The following is a 14,080-nucleotide window of genomic DNA, read 5'->3' as shown; positions in this document are numbered from 1 at the left end:
GCGACGGTCGGTGGGCGAATGGCGAATATTCCGGGGCAGGACACGGCAGAATGCCCGATCTCCCGAAGGGTCGCGGTACGCGGTGCCCTGCCCTTGCCAGGAAAGGCCGGCAGCGCTGCGTTGCACAATTACAACTAGGGCTTGCCATCCCTCGGGTTTTCCCTTAAAGTTGCATCTGTCTCCTCCATGTCTCCAAACATGGATTCAGCCCGCTCCAGTAGCGGGCTTTTTCTTGCCTGCGTGGTTTAGCGGGGACATATCAAAACTCCGCGCTTCCGGCACATTCACCGTGGCCAGGCGGCTTATCATCGGCGAACCGTCACGCACAGCCGACGTCGTCATGCACGCCCAGCTGCGCATCGCCCGCCCCGTCGCCGATCTCGCCCGAACCGAGCGCATGTACCGCGCGGCGTTCGAATTGTCGGTACTCGCGCTTCGACAATCACGACGGTTTCTCCGGCGTCATGCCCGGACGCGAAGGGCTCGACTACCACTTCGAATTCACGCACTATCCGGCGCATCCGGTCGCACCTTCGCCCACGCCCGAAGACCTGATCGTCTTCTATCTGCCTGACCACGCTGCCTGGGAAGTCGCATGCGCATGCGCAGCCGCGCACGACTTCATGCGCGTGGTGTCGTTCAATCCGTATTGGGATGGATCCGGACAGACGTTCGAGGACCCCGATGGTTACCGGATCGTCCTGCAGAACTCGGGATGGCGTTGACGGGCAGGCATGCCAGAACCGTTACGCACTGAGATCGCCGCCGGGACGAACAGTCATCGCGCATGCGACAAATATCACATGCGGTCGCAGCGCATGGCGTTGGGGCGACGCGAGATGATCACCGAGATCGCGTGCGTCGGAATGCGCTTCGAAGCGTGCGATGGTTGCTCGTGCATCGGCAACCGAGCTCGGGCCGCGCGCGAGCCATGCAGTCACGTCGGGATCTGAATGCATTGCCACCAGCGGGCCTGCACCGTCCGAGCGCCGGCGGCGCAACGTCAAACGTTCGGTTTCGATCTCCGATGGCACGATCAACGTGATCGGGACGTACACAGTGCACGGGATGCGTCAGACCGCACGCGCTCGATTTCGATAGCGCAGTAACGAGCCCGAATGCAACGCGAAGGGGTGAGGCAATCGTGATCGTCGTCCGTACCGGCAAGAAGCGTCGACGGTCACAAGCACCGGCGACGTGAAATGAATGCAGCGGGACGCATCGCCCCGCCCGGCGTTCGCCGAATGCGCACGCGGCGTCCGTTCGGGCGCCCGCGCGTCGAACGCGCTTACTCGTTTTCTTCGAAGTAGTGACGGGGCCTTGTCCAGCAAGACTGTTTCGCGAAAGTTACGCCAAAATCTACGCCGAATTCCTAAATTGGGGACAAAGACGGAGCCAAGAGCCCGCGCACTCCAGCTTCGAGTAGCCGGCGCTTGATCATCTGTGTAGCGTTGCGTTACACTACACAGATGATCAAGTCCTTCCGACACAAGGGCCTCCAGGTTTTCTTCGAGGCGGGCTCCAAGAAAGGCATCCGGCCAGATCATGCCGACAAGCTGCGTCGCCAGTTGGCCCGCCTGGACTTAGCGAGCGGCCCCGAGGACATGAACGTACCAGGCTGGCGGCTGCATTCCCTGGCGCAGGATCTTGCCGGCCACTATTCGGTGAGAGTCAATGGCAACTGGCGCATGACGTTCACCTTTGAAGACATGGATGCGATTCTGGTGGACTACCAAGACTATCACTGAGGCAATCATGACTCGAATCTTCAATCCGCCGTACCCCGGCGAAACGTTGCGCGAAGACGTATTGCCCGAACTTGGGCTCACGGTCACGGAAGCAGCCGAGCAGCTTGGCGTGACCCGCTCGGCTCTGTCGCGCGTGCTGAATGGTCATGCTGCAATCTCGCCCGAAATGGCATTACGCCTCGAGCAATGGCTGGGCATCGAAAATGGCGGGCGTGCCGACTTGTGGATTGCCCAACAAGCGGCCTACGATCTTTGGCAAGCTCGCCAGAAAGGTGTGCCGCACGTCGAGCGAGTCCACCTCGCGGCTTGAGGCACAGGCATCGATGCGAAAATCGCCAGTCCGTCCTGGTTGCAGATGGGACACCGAGTTTCCGTAAGGCGGGCCGCAAGATGTGGCCGCGCTCGCTGTTCGGGCTTCCGTCTCGTCCGCGCAGCTCGTTCAGCAAGCGCCGGAGCATAGGTTCTCTCGCAAGAAGGAAAAACCTACGCCGGTATCCTTATTTTTCAACGATCTAGGAAAAGATCGCCGGCGTTCACCCGAATGTCCGGCGAACTATTCGTTCTCTTCGAAGTAATGCCCGAATTTCACCTGCTTGGTCCGGATATAGCGCTCGTTTTCCTCGCGCATCGGCACCGCGAGCGCCACGCGTTCGCAGACGGGAATGCCGTGCTTCACGAGCGTGTCGAACTTCTTCGGGTTGTTGCTCATCAGGCGCACCGACGTCACGCCGAGGATGCGCAGGATCGCGGCGGCCGAGTCGTATTCGCGGGCGTCGTCGGGCAGGCCGAGGTCGAGATTGGCCTCGACGGTATCGCGCCCCTGCTCCTGCAGCGCGTATGCGCGGATCTTGTTGCTCAGGCCGATGCCCCGCCCTTCGTGGCCGCGCAGATACAGCAGCACGCCGCGGTCTTCCGCCGCGATGTAGCGCAGCGCGAGATCGAGCTGCTCGCCGCAATCGCAGCGGTAGGAGCCGAACACGTCGCCCGTCAGGCACTCGGAATGCAGCCGCGCCAGCACGGACTGCTCGCCGGTGACGTCACCCATCACGAGCGCGAGATGTTCGGCATCGCTGCCCGATACGCGGAAAGCGTACGACGTGAACGTACCGTAGCGCGTGGGCAGCGAGGCGGTGGCGACGAGCGTCACGCACTCGTCGGCCTGGCCATTGCCCGGCGTGGGCGATTGGGGACGCGAAGACATCATGAATTGAGTCGAAACGATCAGGAATGTAGGAGTTGTGTGGATAGTGCGTGACCGGAGTTTACCGCTAATCTGGAAACGTCACGCGACTGCCTCAGTCGGCCCGGCTATACTGGGCCCCTCGGGTGCCGCGCATCACGCCCTGCCTTCCCTGCATCGTCCCGCACACGGAGAAAGCAAATGAGCACGACTGTCGCGCAAATTCTCAAGGCCAAGCCGGATTCCGGCCGCACGATCTACACCGTCACGAAAACCGATTTCGTCTATGACGCCATCAAGCTGATGGCCGAAAAGGGAATCGGCGCACTGCTGGTCGTCGACGGTGACGACATCGTCGGCATCGTTACCGAGCGCGACTACGCGCGCAAGGTCGTGCTGCAGGAGCGTTCGTCGAAAGCCACCCGCGTCGAGGAAATCATGACGGCCAAGGTGCGCTACGTCGAACCGTCGCAATCCACCGACGAGTGCATGGCGCTGATGACCGAACACCGGATGCGCCACCTGCCCGTTCTCGACGGCGGCAAGCTGATCGGCCTGATCTCGATCGGTGACCTCGTGAAGAGCGTAATTGCCGACCAGCAATTCACGATCAGCCAGCTGGAACACTATATCCACGGCACCCCGGCGGTCACGTCCGTCTGATCCCCCCAGCGAAAAAGGCCCAAACGCGCGAGCGTCTGGGCGGGAAAGCCGCCGGAATGCGGCGACGGAGGTTCTGCTCTGCTTGACGCAGACGCGCGCTAGCGGCGCGCGTCCCCTCGGTCACATGCTTTGTTCGGGCAGACCCGGGATATTCAGTTGCCGAAGTAGACGGAGTTCACGGGATTCGGGGCTTCACGCGTGACGCGGCGGCCCGACTGGCCTGCGCTCATCGCCGCAGCACCGTAGCCGCTCGTATCGGCTTGGGCGAGCATCGGCTGGTTCGGCTGAATCCGTTGTTCCGCGGCCTGGATGTCCTGCGGATATTGCGAATCGCTCGCGATCGGCTTGTAGCCGTGCTGTTCGAGTTGCACGAGGTCGGCCCGGACCTGCTCACGGGTCAAGCCCTGCTCGGACTGTGCGAACGATGCAATCGGGGCGGCAAGGACGGATGCAGCGATCGCTGCGTAGATGATCGACTTCATGATTAACCTCCGAAATATGTTCTCTTTTGGCGTCGCTCCCGGCAGGACTGTCTGAAGCGATGGATCCAGTGTAGTGCTCGCGATACCAAGGGGAAACCCTTGGTTTGAACATACAGCGTTGCATTTTTGGAAAATATCCATCGCCGTCGCGTCACCGCATCGCCCTCACTTAACGCATTTCGACAACAATACCTGACGGAAGGCCGACAGCCCAATCGCCGATCCGGAAGGTTGTGTTGTAGAATCGTAAGGCTTTATTCACACGCCAGTACCTTATCCACCATGCACGCGCCCACGCCTCTTTCGGTTTCGCCGTCCGGCCCCGCCGGCGTGTGCATGCGCGCCGGTCATCCGGCGCCCCCCTGCCTTCGACGCACGGCCCAGGCACCGCTCGCCCCTGCCCGGCGCCTGATCTGACGGCACGGTCTCCTCCCGGAGCCAGGTCAGACAGGCTCCGGGCGATCCCCATAGGCACGCCACGCCTGCCCCCTGCCGATCATTTGGAGAACTGCCATGAAACAACGCCTTTACCAGCTGAGCGAAGTCGACGTCGCTCGCCTCGAGAAGCACGCCGAACACAACCCGCGCTTCCAGGCGATGCTTGACACGCTGCTCGAGCGCGCGGACATCGTCCAGCCCGACGCCATCAAGGCGAACGTCGTCACGATGAACTCGCAAATCACGCTGCTCGACGAAGCGTCCCAGGAACAGACCACCTGGACGATTGTTTATCCGGATGCCGCCAATCTCGAACTCGGACGCCTGAACGTATTCTCGCCGGTCGGCATGGCGCTGCTGGGCACGCAACGCGGTCAACTGGTGAAGGTGCTGCAGCCGAGCGGCGTCGAAAAGCTGATGAAGGTCGCGGCGATCGTGTTCCAGCCGGAAGCCAACGGCGAATACACGCGCTGACGCCGCTGCTGGCCGGCGGCGTACCTCGGCCATCCCAAACAAAAAGCGAGGCCCTGAGCCTCGTTTTTTTGCGTCCGGACGATACGCACCGTCGTCGCGACCTGCGTCGCCGTATTCGACAGGCGAAAAAAAGGCGCCCGAAGGCGCCTTTTTCGATACTGCGAAGCTGGTTACCCAGCCGTCACGCTTAGAAACGGTGACGCAGACCAACCGTTGCTGCGGTTTGGTTGATCGACGAGCTCGGCAGGTTGTTGCTGAAGCTGTCGCCGTTGTAGATCGATGCGCCAATGCCGTTCTTCGCAGCGCGCTGGTACACAGCTTGTGCGTAGACGTCGGTGCGCTTCGACAGCGAGTAGTCAGCTTGCAGGCCGAACTGGTTCCAGTGCGTGCTGCCGTTGTTGATCTTCGCGTTCGTGTACGTGTAAGCAGCACCCAGGCCGAGAGCCGGCGTCAGGTTGTACTTTGCGTTGACTTCGTAGTTGTCGGTGCGCAGCGTGCCCAGAGCGACTGCATTGTTGTCGAGACGCGCTTGCGTCCATGCAGCGCCGACTTGTGCCGGGCCGAATGCGTAACCAGCAGCAGCACCGTACGTGCGGACGCGGCCTTGGCTGGCGATGCCACCGATTGCCGACGACGTTGCGCCGTTTGCGTTCGTACCGTCACCCAGGTTCGCTTGCGAGTATGCACCCGCCAGCTTCAGGCCTTGGAACTGGTATGCAACGCCTGCGCTGTACGCACGGTTGTTGCCGAAGTTCGTGTTGTTCGAGAACGAGTACGTGCCGCCGAATTGCAGGCCAGCGTAGTTCGCGCTCGTGAACTTGACCGTGTTGTTCTGTGCGACATCGCCGTTCGTGCTCAGACGGTCGAGGTTCAGCGGGTGCGCGAAGTACGTGCCGCCCCACGAGCCCGTTGCCGTCAGCGGCGCCAGGTAGTCTTGCGTTGCGTCATACTGCTTACCCAGCGTGACCGTGCCGTACTGGCTCGACAGGCCGACGAAAGCTTGACGGTTGAACATGCCGCCGTTGCCGTTCGCGAACTTGCCGTTACCGATGTTGAAGCCGCTTTCCAACGTGAAGATTGCCTTCAGGCCGCCACCCAGGTCTTCCGAGCCACGCAGGCCGAAACGGCTCTGGTCAATGCCCGAACCCATCGCCCAACGCGACTTGCCAGCTTGGCCGAGTGCCGGCTGGACGTTGCTCGTGTAGGTGATGCCTGCGTCCAGCACGCCGTACAGCGTGACGCTGCTTTGCGCGTGAGCGACGGTAGCAAACGATGCTGCAGCTGCTGCAACGATCAGAGTCTTGTTCATTCGTGGAGCTCCCTTCTAAAAAGAGGCAGGTCTCGCGACCTTGTTCATAAACGGTCTGCAACCGCCCGGGAGCGCCATCGGTCCTGCTGGCGGCGCCCGGATAGTTGCCCGTTTGGGAACCGTGAGTTTAGGGGTGTACCCTAGGGGCGCGATCTGCAAATAAAGAAATAAGCTTTTCCAGAACTAGAAATAATGAAAGTGGGGACGAGTTATAAGTATTTGTTTTAACTTATTTTTATGACTTCTTGACGGCCGTTTTTTGGCCCCTTCCATCCCACCATTCCTTCATGTCAGCGTCTTGACGGTTGCATAGAAACAACAAGCGGAATCGGTAAACCGCCCGAAATCGGTAATTTTTACCCAAATCAATCTCAAATACCCGGGCCGCGCCGTCTAAAACCCAGCGATCAAACGGTAAACACACATCCGCGCGGCCGTTGCTGGCCCCATGCGCCGTCGGCGGCGGCTGCAACGGGAGATTGCCCGGCACCAGCGGACGACCAGCCGCCCATCGTGACATGCGGTAACAGCCTTAACGGCCCGCGTAACCCGGCTAGGGGTCCGGGGAGGCTAATGTAAGGCGGACCCTATTACATATAAGAGGACCCGCCATGAATCGACGCTCGTTGTTGCGCGCCGTCGGACTGACCGTCGCACTCGCGGCCACCGGCGGCGGGCTGCGTACCGCCTCGGCTCAGCCCGCACCGCCGGGATACCGGCCGTCCGGACCGAACCACGGGCCTGGCAGGCCGCCTTATCCCGATCGCCCGGGCTTCGCGCCGCCGGCACCGCGGCACGATCGCCGGCCGCCGCCGCCGCGGCCGCACGGCTATGTCTGGACCGACGGCTACTGGCGCTGGCAGCGCGGCCACTATATATGGGTATCCGGCCGCTGGGTCGCGCGGCGCCCGGGGCGCCGGTGGGTGCCCGGCTATTGGCGGCGCCAGGGGCCTGTGTGGATCTACGTCGACGGCACCTGGCGATAGGCGGTCGCCCGCGCCGGCTGTCGGTCGGCGCAACGCCGTACGGCCAACGACCCGGCGCCGTTCGACGGCAGGACGGCAGGACGGCGTGCCGCCGTGCGAGGCGGCGAATCGGCACCCGAACCGGCCCTGGGCGGGAGTCAATCGCATCTGCCCCGATCGCGGTGGATCGCGCGCGTCAAGCCGCGATCGCCAAGCAAAGGTTCTCCCCTTCATAACAACGCGCACCGCGGCCGACACGCGGTGCGGCGCTCGGTACCCTTTCGCCTGTATCACCGAGGTGCCGACATCGCGCGCCGCCCGCTTGCCACCGTGCACGAGGAACGGCCGCGCGCGGCGGTACACGCCTTCCGCTTCCGATACACAGTCAGGATCCCGAAATACAGCAGCCCGACAACGCCAGCAGCAGTGCGCAGGCCGCCCAAAGGCGACGTCCTGCGTAGGGATAAGGGGAGCATGATGCCCCGCGACGGGTTAAACTGCCGCGCAGCATAAAAGTTGAAGTTAACTTCAAGTCAAGCTTTCCCGGAGGGCGTCATGGGTATCGACGAAATCCCGCAATGGCCGCTGATGTCGATCCGCGAAGTGGCCGCGCGCAGCGGCGTGCCGGCGTCCACGCTTCGCTTCTACGAGATGCGCGGGTTGATCAAGTCGCACCGCAACGGCTCGAGCCATCGCCATTATTCGCGCGCGGTGCTGCGGCTGATCGCCTTCATCGTGTTCGCGCAGAAGATCGGCTACTCGCTCGACGAGATCGCCGAGCAGCTCGTGAGCCTGCCGGAAGACACCGCGCCGACCAACAAGGATTGGCAGCGGCTGTCGCGCGGCTGGAAGCAGCGCGTCGCGAACCGGATCGAGGAGCTGCAGCGGCTCTACATCGACCTCGATGAATGCATCGGCTGCGGCTGCCTGTCGCTGAAGCGCTGCAAGTTGACCAATCCTCAGGATCGCGCAGGGCGCAACGGACCCGGCGCGCGGCGCTGGCTCGGCGATACGCCGCCCGATCTCGACTGACGCACGCGGCCGGCGCGACGCGCGGCACCGTTCCGCGTCACCCGACCCGCCAGCCGCCGTTCACCGCGATGGTCGCGCCGGTGACGAATCCTGCGCGCGGCCCCGCGAGCCACGCGACCGCGTCCGCGATATCGTCCGGATGGCCGGCGCGGCCGACCGGCGTCTGCTCGCGGATCGTCGCCGCGATGGCCGGTGCGACGCCGGCATCGCCGAACAAGCGCGTATCGGCGATATAGCCGGGCGCGACTGTATTGACCGTGACGCCGCGCGGCCCGAGCTCGCGCGCCAGCGCGACGGTAAACCCTTCGACGCCCGCCTTGGCCGCCGCGTACGCGAGGCCGCCCGGCAGGAGGCTGCCGGCGCGCGCCGCGATCGACCCGATGTTCACGATCCGCGCGGCGCGCTCGGCCAGATGCGGCAGCACGGCCAGCGTCGTGATGAATGTGCTTTTGAGGTTCGCAGCGAGGACGGCATCCCATACGGTTTCGGCGTCGCCCGCTTCGGTGTCAGCGCCAACCCGCCCCGTCGGCCCGGCGTTGTTGACTAGCACGTCGATGCGCGGCCACCGCGCGACGATCGCCGCGACCGCCGACGCCGCGTCGCGCCGCACGCTCAGGTCGGCCGCCTGCCCGATCGCCGTGTGGCCGAGCCGGGCGACGGCCGCCTCCAGGCGCCCCGCGTCGCGCCCGACGATCGCGACGCGATACCCGTCCCCCACCAGCCGGCTCGCGATCGCGAAGCCGATTCCGCTCGACCCGCCCGTGACTATCGCCGTACGTTGCCGTTCGCTGCCTGTCATGACCTGCCCTCCTTGCGTCGGTGTTGACGATTGATGACATTGGCAGTCTGGACAATGGAGGGCGATAGGTAAAATACGAATTCGATGACCGTCCGATACGCGAAAGGTATCGCAATGATCGACTTGCGCCAGTTCCGGCAATTCATTGCCGTCGCCGAAACGCTCAGCTTCCGGCGCGCCGCCGAGCGCCTGCACATGGCGCAGCCGCCGCTCAGCGCGGCCATCCGCAAGCTCGAGGACGAGCTGGGCGTCGCCCTGTTCGAACGCGACAACCGCGGCACGACGCTCACGCCGGCCGGCGATGCATTCCTGCTCGAAGCGCGCCGCGCGCTCGAGCAGGCCGAGCGCGCGATCGCCGTGGCGCGACGCGTCGGCGCAGGCCTGGGCGGCACGCTGCGGCTGCGGTTCGTGGACAGCACGGTCAACGCACTGCTACCGCTGATCCTCCGCGCGTTCCAGGAACGGCATCCGGACGTCGATTTCCAGCTGGAAGAAGGCACGACCGCCGAGCAGGTGCTCGCGCTACGGCAGGACCGCACGGACGTCGGCCTCGTCGTGCTGCCGGTGGCCGATGCCGCCGACGTGCATGTCGAGCCGCTGCTGCGCGACCGGATGGTCGCCGCGCTGCCCGACGGCCACCGGCTCGCGCGCCGCCGCCGTATCGCGCTGGCCGAACTGGCGGACGAACCGTGGGTGCTGTTTGCCGCGCATCACGGGCCCGGCATGCACGCGCGGATCGTGACGGCGTGCGCGCAGGCCGGCTTCGCGCCACGGGTGGTCCAGCAGCCGCGCCAGATGCAGACGACGGCCGGACTCGTCGCGGGCGGCATTGGTGTCGCGCTGATGCCGCGCCTGTTCGTGCCGATGCAGCCGCAAGGCATTACGTTCTGCGAACTGACGGACGCGGGCGGCCCGCTCGCGTACGAACTGGCGATCGCGTACCGGACGCCGTCGCCGCTCGTCGACGCGCTGCGCGACACCGCGCGGCACGCGGTCGGCACGTTGAGGCTGGCGGCTGCGACGTGACGGCGACGTAATCGCGCGCGTGCCGCGCACGGCGCTCAGTCGAGCAGGATGTGGAGCGCGACGTCGAGCACGGCCTGCCGGAACGCATCCCGCCGCGTGGGCAACGACGTGAACTCCAGAATCAGGTGGCTATACGACACCGTCGTGCCGATCGCGCTCGCGATCATGAAGAACAGCACAACCGGATCGACCGGACGGATCGCGCCGGCGTCGACGGCCTCCGCCACCAGCGGAAACATCGCGTCGTGATACGGACGCACGATCTGCTCGCGCAGCCTGTCGAGCCGCGCGCCCTCCTCGGTCGCAGCGGTCGAGAAGAACATGCCGATGTCCGGCTCGTCGAATTCGTGATCGACGCACAGCTCGATCGCGCGCCGCATGCGCTCGCGATGCGGCAATGACGACGTGCGCAGCGCGCGCAACGCATCGAACATCGGCTCGGCCAGCTCGGCGATCTGCTCGACGACCGCCAGCCACAGCGTTTCCTTCGTGCCGAAATGATGGGCGATCAGCGCCGCGTCGATGCCCAGCTCGCGCGCGACTTCGCGCACGCTCGTCGCATCGTAGCCGCGCTTCGCGAACGTGCGGCGCGCGGCTCGCAATATCACGTCCGGACCGACGGACGCGCGCGCCAGGGGCCGCCCGCGCGTACGCCGCTTCGATGGCGCGCACTCAGTGACTTCAGCCACGTTTTCCTTGCTCCCGTTGATTAATTCGAATGCCCGTTTTCATGCCCCGATTTCGCGTCGCCGGAGCCGGGCCGCCTGCCCCGCTCCGTTGACACGCGAAGCCGGGAAGCGCTAGGATCATACCTTATTCATCACGTGATGATTTATCCATGACAACCCCTACTTCCCCTGCCCGCATCGTCATCGTCGGCGGCGGAATCGCCGGCTTGCAGCTGGCGACCCGCCTCGGCGAACGCCTCGGCCGTAGCGGGCGCGCGCAGGTCACCGTCATCGACCGCAGCCCGACCCACGTGTGGAAGCCGATGCTGCATACGATCGCGGCCGGCACGCGCGACGTGCAGCAACAGCAGGTGATCTTCCTCGCCCACGCGCGCGACCACGGCTACACATACCAGCCCGGCGAACTGAAGGGGCTCGATCGCGCGCGCCGCCGCGTGCAGCTCCGCGAGATCCGCTCGCCGGAAGGCGAACTCCTGCTCGACGCACGCGAGCTCGAATACGACGTGCTGATCCTCGCGCTCGGCAGCCAGGCCAACGACTTCGGCGTGCCGGGCGTGCGCGAGCACTGCCACTTCATCGACAGCCAGCAGCAGGCCGAAACCTTCAACGAAGCGCTGCGGATGCGCGTGTTCCGCAGCGTCGCGCGCGACGAGCCGTTTCGCGTCGCGATCGTCGGTGCGGGCGCGACGGGCGTGGAGCTGGCAGCGGAGCTGAGCCGGCTGCTGGAAGTCGCGCAGGCGTATGGCGATGCGACGGTGCGCGAGCGGCTGCAGTTGACGCTGCTGGAAAGCGGCCCGCGCATCCTCGCCGCGTTTCCGCCGAGGATTTCCGCGTCCGCGCAGCGCCGGCTCGAACAGATCGGCATTCACGTGCTGACGTCGACGCGCGTCACGTCGGCCGATTCGAACGGCTTCCACTATGGAGACGGTTCGTTTGCCGAAGCGGATTTGATGGTGTGGGCGGCCGGCGTGAAGGCGTCCGATTTCATGCAGGCGCTGGGCGGGCTCGATACGAACCGTGCGAACCAGATCATGGTCGGGCCCACGTTGCAGGCCACGGCCGACGAACACGTGTTCGCGATCGGCGATTGCGCGAGCCTGCAACCCGACGGCCAGGAGCGGCCGCTGCCGCCGACCGCGCAGGTAGCGGCCCAGCAGGCCGAGCATCTCGCGAAACACCTGCCCGCGTGGCTCGACGGCAAGCCGTTGCCGCCGTTCGCGTTCCACGATTTCGGCGCGCTCGTGTCGATCAGCGACTACGACGCATTCGGCACGCTCGGGCAATTCGGGTTCTTCCGCGGCGGCTTCATTCAGGGGCGTTTCGCCCAGTTCAGCCATCTGATGCTGTACCGGCGACACCAGCAGGCGCTGCACGGATTCTCCAAGGCGACGCTGCTGTGGATCGCCGAACGGATCAACGGCTGCGTGCAGCCGCGCATCCGCCTGTCTTGACACATTGTGTAACGTTTCGAGGAAAGCAGACATGAGCAACAGTGCAGCCGCCTGGCTCAGGACCGTCGCCGCGATCGGCAGCTTCGACATGCCGTCCGTCTCATGGGCCGGGCCGCGCCGGCGCAGCGTCACGCGCGACCGCTTGCCGTCGTGGGACGCGACGAGCCAGCCGACGATCAGCGTGCTCGAGCGGCCCACCGCCGACACCGTGATGATTTCGTGGCGCGACGCGTGCACCGGCCACTACGGTTACCAGAAGTGGCGGCTGTTCACGACGCGCAAGCGCGGCGTCTGCGCGCTGTCGGGGCGGCCGATCGCGCCCGGCGACAGCGTCTATGCGCCACAACTGCTCGGCTCGGCGCCGGGCAACGCCGCCGCGATGGTGCTGGCGGCGTCTCTCGACGACGCGTACGCCGCTTAAGCGGACGTCGCCCGACCGGCGCCATAGGCCGGATCGCCGTTCTGCCGCTCCAGTTCCGCGTCGAGATGCGCGGCATGCGCCTTCGCTTCGGACTCCGACATCAGCTCGCCTTCCCACTTCGCGACCACGGCGCTCGCGATCGAGTTGCCCACCGCATTGGTGGCCGAGCGGCCCATGTCGAGGAACGTGTCGACGCCGAGGATCAGCAGCAGCCCCGCTTCCGGAATGTCGAACTGGTGCAGTGTGGCCGCGATCACGACGAGCGATGCGCGCGGCACGCCGGCCATCCCCTTCGACGTCAGCATCAGCACCAGCAGCATCGTGATCTGCGTGCCGAGCGACAGGTGGATGTTGTACGCCTGCGCGATGAACAGCGACGCGAACGTGCAGTACATCATCGAGCCGTCGAGGTTGAACGAATAGCCCATCGGCATCACGAAGCTCGAGATCTTGCGCCGCACGCCGAACCGGTCGAGCGCGTCGAGGATCTTCGGGTACGCGGCTTCGGAGCTGGCGGTTGCGAACGACAGCATGAACGCTTCCTTGATCAGCGCCAGCAGCTTGAACACGCGACGGCCGAGGAACAGCAGGCCGGCAGCCACGAGCGTGCTCCACAGCAGGAACAGGCTCACGTAGAAGTCGCCCATGAACACCGCGAACTTCAGCAGGATCGACAGCCCGTTGATCGCGACGGTCGACGCCATCGCGGCCAGCACCGCGAGCGGCGCGAGCTTCATCACGTAGCCGGTGATCTTCAGCATCACGTGCGCCAGCTGGTCGATCGCCGCGACGAGAATCTTGCCGCGCTCGCCGAGCGCCGACAGCGCGACGCCGAAGAACATCGAGAACACGACGATCTGCAGAATCTCGTTGTTCGCCATCGCCTCGGCGATCGACTTCGGCACCATGTGACTGACGAAATCCTTCAGCGTGAACTTGGACGTCGCGAGATGCGCGGATGCGCCGACGTCAGGCAGCGGGAGGCCGAGGTTTTCCCCGGGGCGCAGCAGGTTCGCCATCAGCAACCCGAGCAGCAGCGAGATCAGCGATGCGGTGACGAACCAGCCGAACGCCTTCACGAACACGCGCCCCACCGACGATGCGTCGCCCATGTGCGCGATGCCGACGACGAGCGTCGAGAACACCAGCGGACCGATCACCATCTTGATCAGCCGCAGGAACACGTCGGACACGAGCGAGATGTAGCCGGCGATTTCCGTCGCGGACTGCTTGTCCGGAAACTGCGTGTAGATCATGTAGCCGATGAAGATGCCGGCCGCCATTGCGAGCAGGATCCAGACTGCCGCGGACATTCGTTTGTTCATAACGGTACTCGTCGCACGGTGCAGGAATGGAAGAAAACGCCGCGCCGGTGCCGTGCCACCGTGCGCGTTGCGGGCCGG

At 64.8% G+C, this 14,080-nt stretch carries 17 protein-coding genes; 10 read left to right on the top strand and 7 right to left on the bottom strand.

The features are described from left to right. The first annotated feature begins 464 nt into the window (after positions 1–464). On the top strand, positions 465–725 hold the full coding sequence (locus tag SB786_RS19945) for a glyoxalase (RefSeq protein WP_410728952.1): 261 nt from the start codon (positions 465–467) through the stop codon (positions 723–725). A 21-nt stretch (positions 726–746) separates the two neighbouring features. On the opposite strand, the gene SB786_RS19940 is transcribed toward SB786_RS19945, so the two are convergent. Continuing rightward, complete coding sequence (locus SB786_RS19940; RefSeq protein ID WP_410728951.1) at positions 747–1,058, bottom strand: hypothetical protein; 312 nt, start codon at positions 1,056–1,058, stop codon at positions 747–749. A gap of 411 nt (positions 1,059–1,469) precedes the next feature. On the opposite strand from SB786_RS19940, the gene SB786_RS19935 reads away from it, so the two are divergent. Continuing rightward, positions 1,470–1,748 (top strand): type II toxin-antitoxin system RelE/ParE family toxin, encoded by a 279-nt coding sequence (locus SB786_RS19935; RefSeq protein ID WP_410728950.1) that lies wholly within the window; start codon positions 1,470–1,472, stop codon positions 1,746–1,748. Positions 1,749–1,755: 7 nt separating this feature from the next. Next, the gene (locus SB786_RS19930; protein ID WP_410728949.1) at positions 1,756–2,058 is read left to right on the top strand and encodes a HigA family addiction module antitoxin; all 303 of its coding nucleotides are present in this window, start codon (positions 1,756–1,758) and stop codon (positions 2,056–2,058) included. A gap of 243 nt (positions 2,059–2,301) precedes the next feature. On the opposite strand, the gene ribA is transcribed toward SB786_RS19930, so the two are convergent. Beyond that, entirely contained in the window at positions 2,302–2,952 is a 651-nt protein-coding gene (gene ribA, locus SB786_RS19925; protein ID WP_006752576.1) for a GTP cyclohydrolase II, read from the bottom strand. Between the two features lie 177 nt (positions 2,953–3,129). Between ribA and SB786_RS19920 the strand changes: the two genes are divergently transcribed. Then, entirely contained in the window at positions 3,130–3,591 is a 462-nt protein-coding gene (locus SB786_RS19920) for a CBS domain-containing protein (protein WP_410728948.1), read from the top strand. Between the two features lie 152 nt (positions 3,592–3,743). Here the strand turns inward: SB786_RS19920 and SB786_RS19915 are convergent, their stop codons facing one another. Next, positions 3,744–4,073, bottom strand: a complete 330-nt coding sequence (locus SB786_RS19915) for a DUF4148 domain-containing protein (RefSeq protein WP_410728947.1) — start codon at positions 4,071–4,073, stop codon at positions 3,744–3,746. 513 nt (positions 4,074–4,586) lie between these two features. Between SB786_RS19915 and SB786_RS19910 the strand changes: the two genes are divergently transcribed. Further along, complete coding sequence (locus SB786_RS19910; protein ID WP_006761842.1) at positions 4,587–4,985, top strand: GreA/GreB family elongation factor; 399 nt, start codon at positions 4,587–4,589, stop codon at positions 4,983–4,985. Positions 4,986–5,172: 187 nt separating this feature from the next. On the opposite strand, the gene SB786_RS19905 is transcribed toward SB786_RS19910, so the two are convergent. Continuing rightward, positions 5,173–6,294: a porin gene (locus SB786_RS19905; protein WP_006761844.1), complete on the bottom strand. Its 1,122-nt coding sequence runs from the start codon at positions 6,292–6,294 to the stop codon at positions 5,173–5,175. A 611-nt stretch (positions 6,295–6,905) separates the two neighbouring features. On the opposite strand from SB786_RS19905, the gene SB786_RS19900 reads away from it, so the two are divergent. Continuing rightward, positions 6,906–7,280, top strand: a complete 375-nt coding sequence (locus SB786_RS19900; RefSeq protein ID WP_410728946.1) for a hypothetical protein — start codon at positions 6,906–6,908, stop codon at positions 7,278–7,280. A 534-nt stretch (positions 7,281–7,814) separates the two neighbouring features. Continuing rightward, positions 7,815–8,291 carry a redox-sensitive transcriptional activator SoxR gene (gene soxR / locus SB786_RS19895; protein ID WP_410728945.1) on the top strand — a complete coding sequence of 159 codons (477 nt, stop codon included), beginning with the start codon at positions 7,815–7,817 and terminating at the stop codon, positions 8,289–8,291. Positions 8,292–8,328: 37 nt separating this feature from the next. On the opposite strand, the gene SB786_RS19890 is transcribed toward soxR, so the two are convergent. Then, the gene (locus SB786_RS19890) at positions 8,329–9,090 is read right to left on the bottom strand and encodes an SDR family NAD(P)-dependent oxidoreductase (RefSeq protein ID WP_410728944.1); all 762 of its coding nucleotides are present in this window, start codon (positions 9,088–9,090) and stop codon (positions 8,329–8,331) included. A gap of 114 nt (positions 9,091–9,204) precedes the next feature. Here SB786_RS19890 and SB786_RS19885 point away from each other — a divergent pair, with 114 nt between their 5' ends. Continuing rightward, positions 9,205–10,116, top strand: coding sequence for a LysR family transcriptional regulator (locus SB786_RS19885; protein ID WP_410729031.1), 912 nt, complete (start codon positions 9,205–9,207; stop codon positions 10,114–10,116). A gap of 35 nt (positions 10,117–10,151) precedes the next feature. On the opposite strand, the gene SB786_RS19880 is transcribed toward SB786_RS19885, so the two are convergent. Continuing rightward, the gene (locus tag SB786_RS19880) at positions 10,152–10,805 is read right to left on the bottom strand and encodes a TetR/AcrR family transcriptional regulator (RefSeq protein WP_410728943.1); all 654 of its coding nucleotides are present in this window, start codon (positions 10,803–10,805) and stop codon (positions 10,152–10,154) included. Positions 10,806–10,954: 149 nt separating this feature from the next. On the opposite strand from SB786_RS19880, the gene SB786_RS19875 reads away from it, so the two are divergent. Together SB786_RS19875 and SB786_RS19870 are read left to right on the top strand one after the other, a co-directional pair. After that, positions 10,955–12,256, top strand: a complete 1,302-nt coding sequence (locus SB786_RS19875; RefSeq protein WP_410728942.1) for an NAD(P)/FAD-dependent oxidoreductase — start codon at positions 10,955–10,957, stop codon at positions 12,254–12,256. A 31-nt stretch (positions 12,257–12,287) separates the two neighbouring features. Continuing rightward, a complete protein-coding gene (locus tag SB786_RS19870; RefSeq protein ID WP_410728941.1) occupies positions 12,288–12,677 on the top strand; it encodes a DUF3331 domain-containing protein in 390 nt (129 codons plus the stop codon). Here SB786_RS19870 and SB786_RS19865 read toward each other — a convergent pair. Next, a complete protein-coding gene (locus SB786_RS19865; protein ID WP_011659127.1) occupies positions 12,674–14,002 on the bottom strand; it encodes a dicarboxylate/amino acid:cation symporter in 1,329 nt (442 codons plus the stop codon). The two genes, SB786_RS19870 and SB786_RS19865, sit on opposite strands and share 4 nt — an antisense overlap. Between the last annotated feature and the right edge of the window lie 78 nt (positions 14,003–14,080).

This window comes from Burkholderia sp. SIMBA_062, assembly GCF_046534765.1.
Lineage (GTDB): Bacteria > Pseudomonadota > Gammaproteobacteria > Burkholderiales > Burkholderiaceae > Burkholderia > Burkholderia ambifaria.
This window is presented reverse-complemented; position numbering and strand designations above follow the sequence as displayed.

Excerpts from the sequence above, each read along its gene's own strand:
- soxR (WP_410728945.1), top strand. The coding sequence starts at position 7,815 with ATGGGTATCGACGAAATCCCGCAATGGCCGCTGATGTCGATCCGCGAA.
- SB786_RS19915 (WP_410728947.1), bottom strand. The coding sequence starts at position 4,073 with ATGAAGTCGATCATCTACGCAGCGATCGCTGCATCCGTCCTTGCCGCC.
- SB786_RS19870 (WP_410728941.1), top strand. The coding sequence starts at position 12,288 with ATGAGCAACAGTGCAGCCGCCTGGCTCAGGACCGTCGCCGCGATCGGC.
- ribA (WP_006752576.1), bottom strand. The coding sequence starts at position 2,952 with ATGATGTCTTCGCGTCCCCAATCGCCCACGCCGGGCAATGGCCAGGCC.
- SB786_RS19865 (WP_011659127.1), bottom strand. The coding sequence starts at position 14,002 with ATGAACAAACGAATGTCCGCGGCAGTCTGGATCCTGCTCGCAATGGCG.
- SB786_RS19935 (WP_410728950.1), top strand. The coding sequence starts at position 1,470 with ATGATCAAGTCCTTCCGACACAAGGGCCTCCAGGTTTTCTTCGAGGCG.
- SB786_RS19910 (WP_006761842.1), top strand. The coding sequence starts at position 4,587 with ATGAAACAACGCCTTTACCAGCTGAGCGAAGTCGACGTCGCTCGCCTC.
- SB786_RS19945 (WP_410728952.1), top strand. The coding sequence starts at position 465 with ATGCCCGGACGCGAAGGGCTCGACTACCACTTCGAATTCACGCACTAT.
- SB786_RS19930 (WP_410728949.1), top strand. The coding sequence starts at position 1,756 with ATGACTCGAATCTTCAATCCGCCGTACCCCGGCGAAACGTTGCGCGAA.
- SB786_RS19900 (WP_410728946.1), top strand. The coding sequence starts at position 6,906 with ATGAATCGACGCTCGTTGTTGCGCGCCGTCGGACTGACCGTCGCACTC.
- SB786_RS19905 (WP_006761844.1), bottom strand. The coding sequence starts at position 6,294 with ATGAACAAGACTCTGATCGTTGCAGCAGCTGCAGCATCGTTTGCTACC.
- SB786_RS19885 (WP_410729031.1), top strand. The coding sequence starts at position 9,205 with ATGATCGACTTGCGCCAGTTCCGGCAATTCATTGCCGTCGCCGAAACG.
- SB786_RS19875 (WP_410728942.1), top strand. The coding sequence starts at position 10,955 with ATGACAACCCCTACTTCCCCTGCCCGCATCGTCATCGTCGGCGGCGGA.
- SB786_RS19920 (WP_410728948.1), top strand. The coding sequence starts at position 3,130 with ATGAGCACGACTGTCGCGCAAATTCTCAAGGCCAAGCCGGATTCCGGC.
- SB786_RS19890 (WP_410728944.1), bottom strand. The coding sequence starts at position 9,090 with ATGACAGGCAGCGAACGGCAACGTACGGCGATAGTCACGGGCGGGTCG.